Below are 17,654 nucleotides of genomic sequence, written 5' to 3' on the forward strand. Positions count from 1 at the left end.
CGATAAATCGATGAAGTTATGAATGCACATCTAAAAAAAGGTCTGAAAATTACCGGTATTACCATCGGTGCGATTGTAGTGTTGTTATTGATTTTACCTTTTGCTTTTAAAGGTAAAATACTCGAAGTGGTGAAAACCGAAGCCAATAAGATGCTCGATGCGAAACTCGAGTTCGGAGACCTCGATCTGAGTTTCTTTTCTCATTTTCCGAAAGCGACGGTAGAACTCGAGAATTTTTCGTTAGTCGGCAAGGGTGAATTCGAAGGGGATACGCTTGTTTCTGCCAAAGAAATTGATATTGCTGTAAATATTATGAGTCTGTTCGGAAATAAGGGATATGAAATTAATCATATTATCCTCGATAATCCGGCGATAAAGGCTATTGTTTTGGAGGATGGGAAAGCAAACTGGGATATAATGAAATCCGATACTGCGCAAGTCGCCGAAACCGATACCGCCTCTACCTCATCGTCATTTGCTTTGCAGCTCAAAAAATTAAGGATTAAAAATGGACGGCTTGCCTATATCGACCGGGCCGGTAAAATGCAATTTTATACCGACGCTCTCGACCTTCAACTCAAAGGGGATATGTCCGAGAAAATGACCGATATCGATTGTCGTATGCTCACGCGTAATATGAAATTTATGATGGCCGGAGTTCCTTATCTCAAAGATGCCGAACTCGAGGTGAATATGAAGGTGAACGCCGATTTTGAAAATAATAAATATACGTTCGATAAAAATACGATCCGGCTCAATGCGATCGAAATGAACATCGACGGCTGGTTGGCTATGCTCGGCGATAACATCGATATGGATATAAAGCTCGGAGCGCCGAAGATCGCCTTCAAAGATATACTTTCTCTTATCCCCGGCATTTATCAGCATAACTTCGATGCTTTAAAAGCGTCCGGCAATATCGGGTTCAACGCATGGGCTAAAGGGATAATGGCCGGTGATACGTTGCCTGCGTTCGATCTGGGGCTTACCGTCGATAATGGTGTGGTAAGCTACGAAGGCATGCCTAAATCAGTAGATAATATAAAGATCAAGACCGAAGTAAAAAATCCCGGAGGCATAGCCGATAAAACGACGGTAAACGTCGAAAATCTGAGTTTCAGTATGGCGGGAAATCCGTTTAAACTTACCTTATTTGCTTCTACGCCGGTTTCAGATCTTAATTTCAAAGCGACTGCCGACGGGACGATAAATCTCGGTCATGTAAAAGATATTTACCCGTTGGGAGATTCTGTTTCGTTAAGCGGAGTAGTAACCGCTAAACTCGATTTTTCAGGCCGCATGTCCGATATCGAAAAAGAACGCTATGAAAATATCAAAGGAGAAGGAACGGTAGCGATTACCGGCATGGATCTTACGATGAAGGATATGCCGCAGGTTAGCGTAACGAAAGCCGTAGCGACGGTATCTCCCAAAGTCATGTCGCTCGACGAACTCGATGTGAAAGTAGGAAAGAATGATGTAAGGGCAAAGGGTTCTTTGTCGAACTATATCCCTTATTTTCTGAAAAACGAAACCTTAAAGGGTTCGCTTACGCTGAATTCCGATTATCTGAATTTAAACGATTTTATGACCTCTTCTTCCTCCGGGTCGGAAAGTACGGCCGTAACCGACACTTCCGCTTTGGGAGTAATCGAAGTGCCCGAAAATCTCGATCTTTCGATGAAAGCAAATATGAAACAGGTACTTTTCGATAAAATCGATATCCGTAATATTTCCGGAAATCTTATAGTAAAAGACGGTGCGGTGCGTATGTCTCCTCTTAATTTCGATGCTTTCGGCGGTAAAGTCGCGGCCAACGGTTCTTATAGTACGGCGAAAAATAAAAAACGCCCCGAAGTGAATTTCGACTTGAACATTACGAAAGCGTCGTTCGAGGAAACATTCAAACAGCTCGACATGATACGGCAGATCGTTCCTGTTTTCGCGAAAACGGGTGGCAGTTATTCCGTTAAATTCGATCTTAAAACTCCTCTCGATGAAACGATGAGCCCTGTTTTGAACGAATTATGGGCCAATGGCGTATTGTCGGCGAATGATATACACATTCAGAATCTCGAAACATTCGATAAACTCGCGACTTTACTGAAAAACGATAAATTGCGCAATATCGAAGCAAAAGATATCGAAATACCTTTTACCATTGAAAATGGTTTGGTAAAAACCAAACCTTTCGATATAAAAATGGGAAATATCTCGATGAATCTTTCCGGAACCACCGGTCTCGACCAGTCTATCGATTATACGGCGAAAATAAGTTTGCCCGAAAATACGGCGAATGGATATTTAAGTAATATAACGGCTAAGATCGGGGGTACTTTTACAAAACCGTCGATCTCACTCGATACCAAGAGTCTGGTTTCTTCAGCCGTAGAAAAAGCCATAGGAGATAAATTAACCTCCATTACCGGTAAAGACAATACCGAACGTATCGCCGAGTTACGCCGTAAAGCCGATGAAGCGGCTAAAAAAATTGTTGAGACGGCCCAAACCGAGAGTCAGAAGCTGGTAGATAAGGCATCCAAGCCATTGGAGAAAATCGCGGCAAAAGCGGCTGCGAAAAAATTGGTAGAAGAGGCTCAAAAGCAAGCCGATAAACTGAGAGCGGAAGCCGAGGAGCAGATTAAGAAACTCGAAAAAACAGAATAGGGTTTACCGATATTTTCAGGCAGGGGATGGAAAAAGCTTTCCATCCCCTGCCTGTTTTTTTGCAGATACCGGTATGCGTGTCGTCTGTCGTTTATATTCCATTAAGAAGTCCCGGTTTCGATTTGTATATGTAATGATCTTTTTTTAAATTTGAAAATATTCTTCGATTCACACATTATCTATAGCTAAAAAGCCAAGTATTACACACACACCCTTAAATCATCCGTTTATGAAAAAATCTGTTTTATCCGCCGCTTTTCTTTTTATGATTGCGTTATCTTCTGCACAGGTACGCGATTATAATCCTCAAGTACAACCTACCGAAAGGTTACAATATTTCAAACCTGTAGAAAATCATCTTTTTCCCGGTGATTGCATGCCGTATAACCACAACGGTACTTTTTATCTTTACTGGCTCCTCGACGAAGGGCATCATTCGGGATTGGGTGGCCTGGGCGGGCATCAATGGGCTTTGAGTACCAGCGAAGATCTCGTACACTGGAAACACTATCCCGTGGCTTTGGGAATCGACGAGGAGTGGGAGAAATCCATCTGTACCGGTTCGGTAATAGTAGAAGACGGTAAATTCTATGCATTCTATTCGACTCGGGTGGTCGGGGACGGAAGAGTACAGGAACAATTGAGTTACGCAATCAGTGAAGATGGCGGGAAAACCTATATAAAACAACAGCCCAATCCCTTTTATACGGCTCCGGCAGAATGTGTGAGCCGGGATTTTCGGGATCCGAAAGTTTTTAAAGATAAAGATGGAAAATTTCATTTGTTCGTTTCGGGTTATCGTAAATCTCCCGAAATCAGCGGATTCGGAGGCTATCTGGTTCATTTGGTATCGGACGATCTGAAAAACTGGACCGAAACGGTTCCCGTACTCGACGGTCAGGTCGCTGTTCCCGAGTGTAGCGATTATTTCGAATGGAACGGCTGGTATTATCTCATTTACAGTACCGGAAGCGATACGTATTATGTCATGTCCCGTAAGCCGTATGGTCCCTGGCAATATCCTCCTTCGCAACCTTTTGTAGAGTCGTGGGCCAATGTATATAAAACCGCTTTGGCGAATGACGGCCGGCGTATAGCGGTTGCTTTTATTCCCGGAAAATGGAATAATAAAGACAATGAAGGTGGGGTTTTCGGAGGAAATATCTTGTTCCGGGAAGTGGGGCAGAAGAAAGACGGTACCTTATATACCCGTTTCTTGCCCGAGGTGCTTCCCCGTATGATCGAAGTGAAGAATCCCGTTGTCAGAATGTCCGATAAAAACGGTATTGTCGAAAGTGCGGGAATGGTAAAACTGGATGCTGCCAACGGAACCCAGGCGGCGTTTATGGAAAATCTTCCCGAAAATTACCGCCTGACGATGGATGTCGTTCCTCGGGGAAACTACGATGAAATCGGTTTATTCCTGAGGGCTTCTGTACGAAATAACAATAGAGGATATAAATTCGAACTGAATGCGAATAAAAGGCTGGTTTTATTACAAAATACGCTTATATATGGGGTCGATGGGCTCGATAAACCCGTGAAACTCGATATCATAGTAAAAGGGGACATCATAGACGCTAATATCGATGGCCGTAGATGCATCGTCAACCGGTTACCCGAACAAAAAGGCCGCGATCTTTATTTTTTTACTAAAAACGGGAATTCGGTTTTTAAGAATATTCGCCTGTATAAAATAGAAGAGTGATATTTATATTTTCCTCTTGTGAATATGATATTTCAAGTAACTCTCTTTATACGGTATAGTTATATCGATGCGTTTTTACAGTATGTTTTTTTCTGAAAAATAGATTTCGAAAAGTATCGTATTTCAGAATAATTATTTTTACATTTGCATCGTCAAAAAGGAAAGATGCCGGAGTGGTCGATCGGGACGGTCTCGAAAACCGTTGTACGGGTAACTGTACCGAGGGTTCGAATCCCTCTCTTTCCGCTAATCCCCTGCAAACCATTGGTTTGCAGGGGATTTTATTTTACGGAATTTATCATTTTCCCCTGTTTCCTGAAGCATCGCCTTGTCCTCCTGGACTTATTCTATCCTCCTGATGCCTTGCTTAGTCTTCTTTAACCCTGCCTGTCCTACTTAACGGAGTGAAGGATTTCCCCCGGGTAACGTGAAAAGGGATTTGAGCCGATATAGATGTTATCAGGGGAGCCTTCATAGACAGGAAGACAAAATTCACACTCAGAATTCCCATTTTCAATACTTTACATCCGCATGATTATCTATGTATGTGTGGTTCGTTTGGCTTACAGATGTCTCCGGTTTCAATTGGCTTTCTGAGAAATCGGGTATTCAACTTTATCGCAGGTGAACCTATAATTTAGGGTAAAGTCCATAGTAGCGCCGCCGAAATTGTCTAAGTGTTTGGTGAGTCTTTCAAAAGGCCTTTCTGTCTGTTGCACCGGTTTCCAGACGTTATTTGTTTTATCGAACTCGAATTCCTGTAACAATGTAAAGTCGTTTTCATCCATTTGATCTCCCGTTTTATAGGTCTGATTTTTTACATAGAATTGAGTTTCGATACGAATGCGTGCGTCACTTGGTACCATTAAAAGTGAAATTGATTTATGAATGGGATAAAGGGCTCCAGTATTTTTGGTATTTAAAATTTGGGGTGATTCTATTAATTGTCTATCTTTTTTTTCTCCGTTATTTAAAATGGTTGATACAATGACTTTTTTTAATATCATTGCTGAATAATTCGATATTTTCCTTTTAGATTGTGGTGCGGGCATATATGCTTCAAAAACATCTATAATTACATTATTAATTGGTTTTTCAGGTAAAACTTTTTGAGTAGTTACATTATATTCAAGTGTGTTACTGAGCCGTACGGTACTGTTGTCGAGCAGGTGCGAGAGCATGTAAGAGATGGGTACGCCTATATTGTGTGAGGAAACGACGGCGCCTTCGGTGACGAAATTGCGGAGTTTTTCATAATTTCCGAATACGGTTTCCGAACCGGCGACAGGGTCGCCGCCGATCTGTATCATTGTACATTTAGCTTCGTTAAAGGTTTGTTTCTGGTCTATGGACGTCTCTGCATTTTGTCCCGCAAATGCGGCCCTCACGGCCAGCTCGAGAGCGCGGCGGCTGACGTTCGACTCGTAAAGTATTATATAGGATTCTCCGTAAGAGACCGAACTCACGTAACAGATGGGGTTTCCCGGAGCGGTATCATCTTTCAGGTCTTCGGTGGTGATCTCCTCGGTGAAGACTCCCTTATATCCGGGTTCGGCGGGTTCGTATGTGATAGAGAAATAGATTCGGTCGAGTTTTACCGCTACGTAGTTTTTATTTTTATCCCAGTTTCCGAACTTTTGTCGGAGGGCCGGAGTCCATAATTTCAGGTTTAAACCGAGTTTCAGGGCCATTTCTTCGGGTGAAGTAACCGGCTCTATCGTAAACTCGGTGCGGGCAGGAGAAGAACTTACGTGTTTTTCTATTAATTCTTCTATGGCCAGATCAGTCCGTACACTGCTCATTTGGGTATCTACATACCAATTGTCCATATCCTCCTTATTTTCGGTAAGAGATAGGTAAATGCATCCTTTTTTCCGCTTGCTGTATATGGGAATGCCGTTGGGAATGCCGTCGATTAACGATTTGCCCTGTATGAGGGCGCCGGGCCAGAGAATGTCCCGGGGGTCGAGGGTGACAAACTCCATGAGGTTATCGATAATACTATGATGTTCAGTGGTTATTACAGAATACCCTAGGTATTCGTCTCCACTTAGATCATCTTTAACCCACTCAATCTTATCCGACTTTTTTTCGTCGAGTAATATAACCGTATTTTTTTCGGGTAAAGTCTCTATATGCCCGGCATCTTGTATCAATTTGCCGACTTCGTCTATCATTTCGGTCGGTGGGTTGTTAAACTCTACGTTTTTATCGTCTTTATCGTGACATCCGCAGAGTATTGCCAGGCAGAGAATGGCAGTTGTTATTAATGGGATTTGTTTTTTCATTTTCATTAATTTTTTTCAGGAATGGGGTAGGTAATACCATCACAGTAGAATCGGTAGTTGAGGGTAAAGTCCATAGTAGCGCCTCCGAAATTGTCGATGTGTTTGGAGAGTCTTTCAAAAGGCCGTTCCGTCTGTTGCACCGGTTTCCAGACGTTATTTGTTTTATCGAATTCAAATTCCTGCATCAGCGTAAATTCATCTTCATCTTCCTGCGTACCCGGTCGATAGGTTTTATTTTTTGCATAGAATTGAGCCTTGATGCGGATACGGGATTGTTTGTCAACTTTTTGGAATAAAATTGTACGATATATTGAAAAATCAGCTCCAGTATTGATTGTACTTAATGTGGCTGGTTTAGGAAACAGGTACTTGAAATTATTAATATTTCCGATACTATCGATTTCAGATATATTTACTGCTTTTAAAGTGATGACAGAATAATTCGATATTTTTCTTTTCGATTGAGGAGCAGGCATATAGGCATTAAATATATCGATCATCACATCATTTTTTTGTTTTTGTGGTAAAAAATTTGGGGTAGTAACATTGTATTCAAGGGTGTTGCTGAGTCGTACGGTACTGTTGTCGAGCAGGTGCGAGAGCATGTAAGAGATGGGAACCCCGATATTGTGTGAGGAAACGATGGCGCCTTCGGTGACGAAATTGTGGAGTTTTTCATAATTTCCGAATACGGTCTCGAGGCCGGCGTCAGGGTCGCCGCCGATCTGTACCATTTTGCATTTGGCCTCGTTAAAAGTTTGGGTGCGATCGATACCTCCTACTACTTTATTCCCCGTGAAGGCGGCTTGTACTGCTAATTCAAGGGATTGACGGCTCACATTTGATTCGTAAAGCATAATGTAGGATTCTCCGTAAGAGACCGAGCTCACGTAGCAGATGGGGTTTCCCGGAGCGGTATCATCTTTCAGGTCTTCGGTGGTGATTTTCTCGGTGAAGACTCCCTTATATCCGGGTTCGGCAGGTTCGTATGCGATGGAGAAATATATTCGGTCGAGTTTTACCGCTACGTAGTTTTTATTTTTGTCCCAGTTTCCGAACTTTTGTCGGATGATCGGAGTCCATAATTTCAGGTTTAAACCGAGTTTCAGGGTCATTTCTTCGGGTGAAGTAACCGGCTCTATCGTAAACTCGGTGCGGGCAGGAGAAGGACTTACGTGTTTTTCTATTAATTCTTCTATGGCCAGATCGGTCCGTACACTGCTCATTTGGGTATCTACATACCAATTGTCCATATCCTCCTTATTTTCGGTAAGAGATAGGTAAATGCATCCTTTTTTCCGCTTGCTGTATATGGGAATGCCGTCGGGAATGCCGTCGGTCAACGATTTGCCCTGTATCAGGGCGCCGGGCCAGAAGAAATCCGAAGGAGTAAATGTGACATATTCCTCGAGATTATTGGTTGTGTTGTGGCGTGTTGTGGTTTTATAAGAATACCCTTTATATAGATTTCCGTTTATATCATCTTTAATCCATTCTGCTTTATCCGACTTTTCATCGTCTAGTAATATAACCGTATTTTTTTCGGGTAAAGTCTCTATATGCCCGGCATCTTGTATCAATTTGCCGACTTCGTCTATCATTTCGGTCGGTGGGTTGTTAAACTCTACGTTTTTATCGTCTTTATCGTGACATCCGCAGAGTATTGCCAGGCAGAGAATGGCAGATGTTATTAATGGGATTTGTTTTTTCATTTTCATTAATTTTTTTCAGGAATGGGGTAGGTAATACCATCACAGTAGAATCGATAGTTGAGGGTAAAGTCCATAGTAGCGCCGCCGAAATTTTCGATGTATTTCGTAAGTTTCTCGAAGGCATTAGAGTTTTGTTGCACGGGTCTCCATACGTTTTTATTTTTATCGAATTCAAATTCCTGTATCAGCGTAAATTCATCCTCCTTCTCTTGCGTACTCGGTCGATAGGTTTTATTTATCGCGTAGAATTGAACCTCAATGCGGATACGTGCATCTTTAGGAACATTTTTAGTTATAAAAGTTTTATGTATAGGAATATTAGCACCGGTGTTTTTAGTATTACATGTAATGGGGGATTCAATAAAATCATCTACGACATTTGTACCGCCACTATTTTTTATGATAGTTATATTTACTGCTCTTAAAATCATGGCAGAATAATTAGAAATTTCCCGTTTCGATTGCGGCGGCGACATAATCGCTTCATGAATATCGATAACGACGTCATTGTTTGGTTCTTCCGGTAAGAAGGTTTGGGTAGTGACATCGTACTCGAGGGCATTGCTGAGCCGCACGGTACTGTTATCGAGCAGGTGCGAGAGTTTGTAAGAGATGGGAACCCCGATATTGTGGGCGGAAACGATGGCGCCTTCGGTGACGAATTTATGCAGTTTTTCGTAATCGCCGAAAACGGTCTCGAGGCCGGCGACAGGGTCGCCGCCAAGCTGTACCATTTTGCATTTGGCCTCGTTAAAGGTTTGTTTCCGGTCTATGGACGTTTCTGCATTTTGTCCCGCAAATGCGGCCCTCACGGCCAGCTCGAGAGTGCGGCGGCTGTCGTTCGACTCGTAAAGTATTATATAGGATTCTCCGTAAGAGACCGAACTCACGTAGCAGATGGGGTTTCCCGGAGCGGTATCATCTTTCAGGTCTTCGGTGGCGATCTCTTCGGTGAATACTCCCTTATATCCGGGTTCGGCGGGTTCGTATGCGATGGAGAAATATATTCGGTCGAGTTTTACCGCTACGTAGTTTTTATTTTTGTCCCAGTTTCCGAACTTTTGTCGGATGATTGGAGTCCATAATTTCAGGTTTAAACCGAGTTTCAGGGTCATTTCTTCGGGTGAAGTAACCGGCTCTATCGTAAACTCGGTGCGGGCAGGAGAAGAACTTACGTGTTTTTCTATTAATTCTTCTATGGCCAGATCGGTCCGTACACTGCTCATTTGGGTATCTACATACCATTTATCCATATCTTCTTTGCTTTCCATCAATGACAGACTTAAACGGCCGGGTTTCCGCTTGCTGTATATGGGTATGCCGGCGGGAATGCCGTCGGTCAACGATTTGCCCTGTATGAGGGCGCCGGGCCAGAGAATATCCCAGGGGTCGAGGGTGACGAACTCCATGGGGTTATCTACAATGCTGTGGTGTGTTGTGGTTTTATAGGAATACCCCATATATTTTGATCCTGATGCCTCGTCACGGTACTGTACCAGTTTATCCGACTTTACTTCACTTACCAGCATCGTGGTATTTTTTTCGGGCAAAGCGGCGATACGTCCTGCCTTTTCGATCAGTTCGTCGACAGCGGTCTGCTGCGGGTTCGTGTCCGGATTATTTTTATCGGTATTATCCTTGTCGTTGCAGGCAGAGAATACAGTTATGCAGAGAACAATGCTGATGAGTAAATGTAGTTTAGTTTTCATTTTCATTAATTTTTTTCAGGAATGGGGTAGGTAATACCATCACAGTAGAATCGGTAGTTGAGGGCAAAGTCCATAGTAGCGCCACCGAAATTGTCTAAGTGTTTGGTGAGTTTTTCGAAGGGGTGCGGGGTTTGTTGCACCGGTTTCCACACATTTTTGTTCTTATCGAACTCGAATTCTTGCGTTAGCGTAAATTCCCACTCTTCCATTTCCTTATCCAGTTTATAGGTCTGGTTTTTCACGTAGAACAGAGTTTCTATACTAATACGGGAATCTTTAGGAACGCCTGTAAATGTAAAATTTCTAAATATGGGAATATTTGCGCCGTTATTTTTAGTATTTTGATGAATAGGGGACACAATCATAGTTTTTTTTCTTTCAACATTATCCTCACTTCTTGTACATATATTTACCTCTTTTAAGATCATTTTGGAGTAATTAGAAATTTCCCGTTTCGATTGCGGTGCAGGCATAACTGCGTCATAAATATCGATAGTAACATCATTGCTTGGTATTTCCGGTAAGTAAGTCTGGTTAGTGACTTCGTACTCGAGGGTATTGCTGAGCCACACGGTACTGTTATCGATCAGATGCGAGATTTTGTAAGAGATGGGAACCCCGATATTGTGGGCGGAAACGACGGCGCCTTCGGCGACGAACTTGTTGAGTTTTTCGTAATCGCCGAAAACGGTCTCGAGGCCGGCGACAGCGCCGCCGCCGAGTTGCACCATTTTGCATCCGGCCTCGTTAAAGGTTAGTTTCGGGTCTGAGGATCCGGTTATAATTTGGCCGGCAACTGCGGCTTTCACCGCCATCTCGAGAGTATTCCTGCTGACGCTCGACTCGTAAAGTGTTATATAGGATTCTCCGTAAGAGACCGAACTCACGTAGCAGATGGGGTTTCCCGGAGCGGTATCATCTTTCAGGTCTTCGGTGGTGATTTCCTCGGTGAAGACTCCCTTATACCCGGGTTCAGCGGGTTCGTATGCGATAGAAAAATAGATTCGGTCGAGTTTTACCGCTACGTAGTTTTTATTTTTATCCCAGTTTCCGAACTTTTGTCGGAGGACCGGAGTCCATAATTTCAGGTTTAAACCGAGTTTCAGGGCCATTTCTTCGGGTGAAGTAACCGGCTCTATCGTAAACTCGGTGCGGGCAGGAGAAGGACTTACGTGTTTTTCTATTAATTCTTCTATGGCCAGATCAGTCCGTACACTGCTCATTTGGGTATCTACATACCATTTATCCATATCTTCTTTGTTTTCCATCAATGACAGACTTAAACGGCCGGGTTTGCGCTTGCTGTATATGGGTATGCCGGCGGGAATGCCGTCAGTCAACGATTTTCCCTGTATGAGGGCGCCGGGCCAGAGGATATCCCAGGGATCGAGGGTGACGAACTCCATGGGATTATCTACGATGCTGTGGCGCGTGGTGGTTTTATAAGAATACCCTTTATATGTTAATCCTGAGATATCATCCTGATATTTTTCCAGTTTATCCGACTTTTTTTCGTCGAGTAATATAACCGTATTTTTTTCGGGCAAAGCGGCGATACGTCCTGCCTTTTCGATCAGTTCGCCGACAGCGGTCTGTTGCGGGTTCGTATCCGGATTATTTTTATCGGTATTATCCTTGTCATTGCAGGCTGAGAATACCGTTAAACACATTAATATTCCTAAGAATGAGTATAATTTATATTTCACATTCATGATTCGTTTCAGATATAGGGTAAATAACTTTGTCAAAGGAGAATCGGTAATATAAGGTAAAATCTATGGTCGCCCCGGCGAAATTATCTTTGTGTATCGATATTTTTTCTAAGGGATACGGAAGATTGTTTATCGGTCGCCAAGCGTTTTTATTCCTGTCGTATTCGAAATCCTGTTTCAGACGAATATCGGCTTTCTCGGTGCATTTTGCGGGGTACAGGCACTTTACCTCGACATAGAATTCGATTTCGATGCGGATGAGGGCATCGGGAGGTACTTTCGAGAAAACGACCGACCGCTCGATCGGGAAAAAGGCACCCGTATCGTTTATTCGTAACGTAAGGGGATATTTTATGATCTGTTTCTTGATTTTATAATTCCCGTTTCGGTCTAATTCCGACACGGTAACCGAAAGTAACGTAATCGATCCGTCGTCAATCGGGTGGTTATTTACTTTTCGCAAGGGCACCATATAAGCGTTGAGAACATTCACGATAACATGCTGTCCTTTTTCATCGGGCATATAATAGGGGCTGATATTGTAATTGTTGATAATACGTTTATATACTGCGCTATAATCGACCCATTGGCGAATTTGGGCAGCCGCCCCGGTAGGGGCGGCTGCTCTGTTGTTTCCGGGATTTTCTCTTTGATAGTAATTCATATTTTTTTAATCGGTATTTGTTAGATGTCTCTGGTTTCATTAATTTTTTTCAGGGATGGGATAGATAATGCCATCGCAATAGAAGCGGTAGTTGAGGGTAAAATCCATAGTAGCGCCGCCGAAATTTTCAATGTGTTTGGTGAGTTTCTCGAAAGGGTTCGGGTTTTGTTGCACGGGTCTCCATACGTTTTTATTTTTATCGAACTCGAAATCCTGTATCAGCGTAAACTCGTCTTCTTCCTTTTGCGTACCGGGTTTATAAGTTTGATTTATAGCGTAGAATTGGGCTTCGATACGAATTCTTGAATCATGAGGTACACTTAAATAGTTTAAAGTTTTAAATATAGGAATACTAGCGCCATTATTTTTAGTATTTTGGATATTTGGTTTCTTTACTAAATAATCGTATATTTTAGTTCCATCACTATCTAATTGATATACATTTACTGCTCTTAAAATCATAGCCGAGTAATTAGAAATCTCCCGTTTCGATTGTGGTGGCGGCATAATTACGTCATAAATATCGATAGTGACATTATTTTTGGGCACAGCCGGTAAGAAGGTTTGGGTAGTGACATCGTATTCGAGCGTATTGCTGAGCCGCACGGTACTGTTGTCGAGCAAGTGCGAGAGTTTGTAAGAGATGGGTACGCCTATATTGTGGGCGGAAACGACGGCGCCGTCGGTGACGAACTTGCGGAGTTTTTCGTAATCGCCGAAAACGGTCTCGAGGCCGGCGACAGGGTCGCCGCCGAGCTGTACCATTTTGCATTTGGCCTCGTTAAAGGTTTGTTTTCGGTCTACCGATGCGCTTGCTTCTTGACCGGCAAATGCGGCTTTCACGGCCAGCTCGAGGGTGCGGCGGCTTTCCCTCGACTCGTAGAGCATAATATACGAGCGGCCGTAAGAGACCGAACTCACGTAACAGATGGGATTATCGGGGCCGGTGTAATATTTGAGGTCGAGCGGGGTAATGTCGTCGGTAAAGGTGCCCACTATACCGCCGTCGGGCCCTTCGTAGGCCATGGTAAAAAAGATCTGGTTGAGTTTTACCGCCACGTAGCTTTTGCTGTCGCTCCAGTTGCCGCCGAAATTCTGGTTGAGTTTGCTGCCGAAAAGTTTCAGGTTTACCCCCAATTTCAGCGCCATTTCCTCGACCGAAGTTACGGTTTCTATCTCGAAGGCGGTCCGTGCCGGGTTGGCGTTGAGATGTTTCTCGAGCAGCTCGTTCATCGCCTGGGTAACGAAGGCTCCGCTCAGGGGTACCTCTTTGTACCAGGTATCCATATTCTGGTTACCCGAAACGAGGGAGAGATAGATTCTGCCCGGTTTCCGCTTGCTGAAGATGGGGATGCTGGCGGGGATACCGTCGGTCAACGATTTACCCTGTATCAAGGCGCCGGGCCAGAGAATGTCCCAGGGATCGAGGGTGACGAACTCCATGGGGTTATTCACGATGCTGTGGTGCGTGGTGGTTTTATAGGAATATCCTTTATATTTTAAACCAGATGCTTCATCGGTATAATAATCCAGTTTATCCGACTTTGCTGAATCAACCAGTGTCGTGATATTTTTTTCGGGCAAGGTGGCGATGCGGCCTGCCTTTACGATGAGATCGGCCACGGCCTCCTGATTGGGATTCATGGGCGGTAGCGGTTCCTCTTCCGGGTCTACCGGCTGTTCTTTGATGATAATGGTCTCTTTTTCGTGACAACTAAAAAATGCGGTTATCGTACAAAAAGCGATAAGGGCGGCAATTAAAAAATTCTTGTTCATGATTTTAAAGATATTTAATATTATAATGTTAATTATTGTTTATAAGTTTCGCGGTTTGCGCTGAAGCGGAAACCGAGTTGGAAGTCGATATAACAGAAATTGAAATAATCCCTGAGGTTCATCAGGGTAAAAGAATCTTTCTGGTAAATGTCTTTGTCGCTGATTTTCCAGGTTTGAGTTTTGTCGTCGAAGGCGAATTCGAGCCGTTTACGGTAAATGCGCTGGTCGGCCGAGGTGCCCCCGCCGTAGCGCTCGATGTAATAGTGTACGGTAAACTCGATCGCAACGCGTTTATCGGTATTTTCGCCCAACTCGCCGGTACTTATCCGGTGGTCGTATTTGCGGTAGGTGGCGTTTTCTTTGGTAGGTACCCGTACGATGCCCGTTTTCAGGGGGGGAAGCCTTTTAAAGAGCGACCCGTCGCGGTTGTATACGTTTACCGCGATATCGCCTACGGTAACCCACGAGTGGTTAGAGAGTTGCATATTGCCGCCGGTAAGGTTGAGCTTGTCGGAGAATATGTCTTTGATCTCGATGGTTACGTTATTGGTCTTTTTCTCGGGGATATAGGTGAGTTTCTCGGTAACGACATCGAGTTTTTTATACGTAATCAGGGGGACGGCGTTTTGCAGGTAGCATACCTTGTAACTAATGGGCGCCCCGACGTTGTCTTTCGAGAAAACGGCACCGCCGATGACGAACTCGCGTATTTTGTCGGGATCGGTCGTTATGGTCTCGAGCCCGGCCACCGGATTACCGCCCACCTGTACCATGTATACTTTAGACTTGTGAATGATTTTTTTCTCCTGCGGGGTAAAATCCTCGAGATTCTCGGTGCTATAGGCTTTACGCAGCACGTCGTAGAGTTTGTTTTCGGAGTATTCCGACTCGTACAGCAGAATGAAATACCGGCCGTACGAGACCGACGCGATATAACAGGGCGGATTGTTCTCGGTTATATAGGCTTTCAGGTCGTTGTATTCGATATTTTGCGAAAATACGTTTTCGATACCCCGGTAATCGTACGATATGGTAAAGAATACCTGCCGGAGTTTTATCATCACCTTATTGGTGTATGTGGTCCAGTTGACCGGCTTGAACGCGCCGTTGCTTTTTTCGTTCAGTTCCTCGGGGCGCATATCGAGGTAATAGGACATTTCCTCGATAGAGGAGACCGACGATTGCAGGTACGATACGTCGGCGGGAAATCCGCTCTCGTAGGGCGCCAGCATATCGTTCATGGCTTGTGTAACTCCCGCTCCCGACATGTTTTCGACATGGCGGTAATACATCATGTCTTCTTGTCCGGATACTACGTTGAGTACGATTTCGCCTCCCGCGCGCTTGTCGGCTACGGGTATAGCGGCGAGGTTACCGTCGGCCACCGACTTGCCCTGTATGAGGTTGCCGGGCCAGATGACATCGACCGATTTCATGGGCGGCAGTTCGGCCACTTTTTCGAACGCTTTTTGAGAGAACGTAAAATTCACGGGCGTGTAATACCCGTAGTCTTCGGTTTCTTCGTCGTACCGGTACACTACGTCGTTATCTTTTCTCGATACCAATTCCCGTTTCATAGGGGTAGTTTCTTCGGTAGGTAATGTACCGGCACTGTCGATAAGTTCTTTGATTTTATTTATCTTTTCGATAAATATTTCTTCTGCGGTAGGCAGATGGGGGGTCGGTAACGGGGCCTCTTCTTTATCGGTACAACGGATAAAGATGAATAAAACCATGCAGGCAATGGCGATTGATAAAATTTTGTTCATAGTAAAAATTAATTCACTTACTATAATATTAAGTAATAATCTTGCAAAGAAACGAAAAAATTTAGAATAGTACAATAAATTTAGTCCGTATTAACACTGTATTTGCGATCTTCTGAACTACTTCTGTCTGCCTAAGGCTTTGTCTTGTCATTTTGAACCTTACCTGTTCTCCTTCATTTACCCTCAGGATGACGTGTGGTTAAGCTGGAGAAAAGGGGCGAATGACCGGAAATACGATAATAAAAAACGATTGATAGGCCGGATATTAAATAATATTATTACATTTGTTACAACAGTATTAATTTTATTGAAATCTATTATGAGAAGAATTTGTTTGTTCGGCGTTGCGTTGTTGCTCTTTTTTTCTTCCTGTGAACAGAAAAAGACGGTAACGGGAGAGGTGAAAGGGCTTACTAACGATACGTTGCTGGTGATGAGGGTGGATCTCGATAAATACGGGAAAGATTTGCAGGACAGATTCAGTGATACGATCGTTGCCGTAGATGGGAAATTCGCGTTTGATCCGGCCGCTACGGGGGCTGTGAAATTGTTTATCATTCCGAAAGAGGCTGTCGTTTCCCGTGAAGGCGGCGGCTATATCCCCGGAGCGAAAGTCGCTGAGTTTGTGTTGCTGCCCGGTGAAAAAGTGAAGTTGGAGGGGACGTTGAATGCTACGTGGTTCGATTATAAACTGAGCGGGGCTCCGCTGGCCGAAGAGTTGAGCCGGATCTCTTCGCCCTGGCGGTACGAGCAGCATACGGCCGACTCGATAGAAATGCTGCTGCATGAAGGCCGGGTACCATTCGATTCGGTAGCGGCGCAGCGGCGCGAGGTATATGATAAAATACGGGAGGGGAAACTCGATTATATCCGTACTCACCTCGATAACCTTGCCGCTGGTTATTATCTTGCAGGTATGCCGATGGATACAACGATTAAATATTATGCTTTGTTAAGTGAAGACGTGAAAAATTCTGCGTTGAAACCGATGCTCGATTATTATAATGAACAAATCGAACGTTATCATATGGCGCAGGAAGCTAAAAATCAAGTGACGGAAGGGACAGTTGCTCCCGATTTTACATTAAAGACTGATAAAGGTGAGGACTTTACCCTTTCGTCGCTGAAAGGAAAATATGCCGTGCTCGACTTCTGGGGAAGCTGGTGCGGTTATTGTATCAAAGGAATTCCCGATATGAAGAAGTACTACGACAAATATAAAGGAAAGGTAGAGTTCGTCAGCATCGCTTGCCGTGATAACGACGAGAAATGGAGAGAAGCGCTCGGGAAATATGAGATGCCGTGGATACAGGTTCGCAATAACGATACCGATGCCGCTACCGATTTGAGTATCGTTTACGGTATCGAAGGGTATCCGACGAAATATATTCTCGACGGCAACGGGGTAATCGTATCGAAGATCATCGGAGAAAGGCCCGAATTTTACAAGAAACTGGATGAGTTGTTAGAGAAATAAAAAAACTCTGGCTAACCTCTTGAAAAATACTTTTGTTTACCATGCCTTTCCCCCCCTGTCGAGAGCGGTGCCCTTAACAGGGGGGGGAATGGCATCTGAGCCGGGGGAATGTTATCCGGGAATCCTTCGTTGACACTCAGGATGACAAATAAGCTTTCGTCTTCGGTAAACA

General features: G+C 44.0%; 10 protein-coding genes and 1 tRNA gene. 4 read left to right on the forward strand and 7 right to left on the reverse strand.

What is annotated here, in order from left to right:
* The first annotated feature begins 18 nt into the window (after positions 1-18).
* From NMU02_RS04810 to NMU02_RS04820, 3 genes are all read left to right on the forward strand, one after another.
* Positions 19-2,667 (forward strand): AsmA family protein, encoded by a 2,649-nt coding sequence (locus NMU02_RS04810; protein WP_255026156.1) that lies wholly within the window; start codon positions 19-21, stop codon positions 2,665-2,667.
* Between the two features lie 229 nt (positions 2,668-2,896).
* Positions 2,897-4,375, forward strand: coding sequence for a family 43 glycosylhydrolase (locus tag NMU02_RS04815; protein WP_255026157.1), 1,479 nt, complete (start codon positions 2,897-2,899; stop codon positions 4,373-4,375).
* Between the two features lie 159 nt (positions 4,376-4,534).
* Positions 4,535-4,621, forward strand: a tRNA-Ser gene (locus NMU02_RS04820).
* A 335-nt stretch (positions 4,622-4,956) separates the two neighbouring features.
* Here the strand turns inward: NMU02_RS04820 and NMU02_RS04825 are convergent.
* The 7 genes from NMU02_RS04825 to NMU02_RS04855 are packed head-to-tail and all read right to left on the reverse strand — an operon-like array spanning position 4,957 to position 16,005.
* Complete coding sequence (locus NMU02_RS04825) at positions 4,957-6,663, reverse strand: thiol-activated cytolysin family protein (protein WP_255026158.1); 1,707 nt, start codon at positions 6,661-6,663, stop codon at positions 4,957-4,959.
* A 5-nt stretch (positions 6,664-6,668) separates the two neighbouring features.
* Positions 6,669-8,375, reverse strand: a complete 1,707-nt coding sequence (locus tag NMU02_RS04830) for a thiol-activated cytolysin family protein (protein ID WP_255026160.1) — start codon at positions 8,373-8,375, stop codon at positions 6,669-6,671.
* 5 nt (positions 8,376-8,380) lie between these two features.
* Complete coding sequence (locus NMU02_RS04835; protein ID WP_255026161.1) at positions 8,381-10,084, reverse strand: thiol-activated cytolysin family protein; 1,704 nt, start codon at positions 10,082-10,084, stop codon at positions 8,381-8,383.
* A 5-nt stretch (positions 10,085-10,089) separates the two neighbouring features.
* Positions 10,090-11,790, reverse strand: coding sequence for a thiol-activated cytolysin family protein (locus NMU02_RS04840; protein WP_255026162.1), 1,701 nt, complete (start codon positions 11,788-11,790; stop codon positions 10,090-10,092).
* The gene (locus NMU02_RS04845; protein WP_255026164.1) at positions 11,780-12,460 is read right to left on the reverse strand and encodes a hypothetical protein; all 681 of its coding nucleotides are present in this window, start codon (positions 12,458-12,460) and stop codon (positions 11,780-11,782) included. The genes NMU02_RS04840 and NMU02_RS04845 overlap by 11 nt, the downstream gene beginning before the upstream one ends.
* Positions 12,461-12,499: 39 nt before the next feature.
* Positions 12,500-14,236: a thiol-activated cytolysin family protein gene (locus tag NMU02_RS04850; RefSeq protein WP_255026165.1), complete on the reverse strand. Its 1,737-nt coding sequence runs from the start codon at positions 14,234-14,236 to the stop codon at positions 12,500-12,502.
* 32 nt (positions 14,237-14,268) lie between these two features.
* Entirely contained in the window at positions 14,269-16,005 is a 1,737-nt protein-coding gene (locus tag NMU02_RS04855) for a thiol-activated cytolysin family protein (protein ID WP_255026166.1), read from the reverse strand.
* Between the two features lie 319 nt (positions 16,006-16,324).
* Between NMU02_RS04855 and NMU02_RS04860 the strand changes: the two genes are divergently transcribed.
* Positions 16,325-17,482, forward strand: a complete 1,158-nt coding sequence (locus tag NMU02_RS04860) for a TlpA disulfide reductase family protein (RefSeq protein ID WP_255026168.1) — start codon at positions 16,325-16,327, stop codon at positions 17,480-17,482.
* Positions 17,483-17,654: the final 172 nt, after the last annotated feature.

Source organism: Coprobacter tertius (assembly GCF_024330105.1).
In the GTDB taxonomy this organism is placed as follows: domain Bacteria; phylum Bacteroidota; class Bacteroidia; order Bacteroidales; family Coprobacteraceae; genus Coprobacter; species Coprobacter tertius.

Coding starts and splice junctions, on each gene's coding strand:
- NMU02_RS04810 (WP_255026156.1), top strand. CDS start 19: ATGAATGCACATCTAAAAAAAGGTCTGAAAATTACCGGTATTACCATC.
- NMU02_RS04815 (WP_255026157.1), top strand. CDS start 2,897: ATGAAAAAATCTGTTTTATCCGCCGCTTTTCTTTTTATGATTGCGTTA.
- NMU02_RS04825 (WP_255026158.1), bottom strand. CDS start 6,663: ATGAAAAAACAAATCCCATTAATAACAACTGCCATTCTCTGCCTGGCA.
- NMU02_RS04830 (WP_255026160.1), bottom strand. CDS start 8,375: ATGAAAAAACAAATCCCATTAATAACATCTGCCATTCTCTGCCTGGCA.
- NMU02_RS04835 (WP_255026161.1), bottom strand. CDS start 10,084: ATGAAAACTAAACTACATTTACTCATCAGCATTGTTCTCTGCATAACT.
- NMU02_RS04845 (WP_255026164.1), bottom strand. CDS start 12,460: ATGAATTACTATCAAAGAGAAAATCCCGGAAACAACAGAGCAGCCGCC.
- NMU02_RS04850 (WP_255026165.1), bottom strand. CDS start 14,236: ATGAACAAGAATTTTTTAATTGCCGCCCTTATCGCTTTTTGTACGATA.
- NMU02_RS04855 (WP_255026166.1), bottom strand. CDS start 16,005: ATGAACAAAATTTTATCAATCGCCATTGCCTGCATGGTTTTATTCATC.
- NMU02_RS04860 (WP_255026168.1), top strand. CDS start 16,325: ATGAGAAGAATTTGTTTGTTCGGCGTTGCGTTGTTGCTCTTTTTTTCT.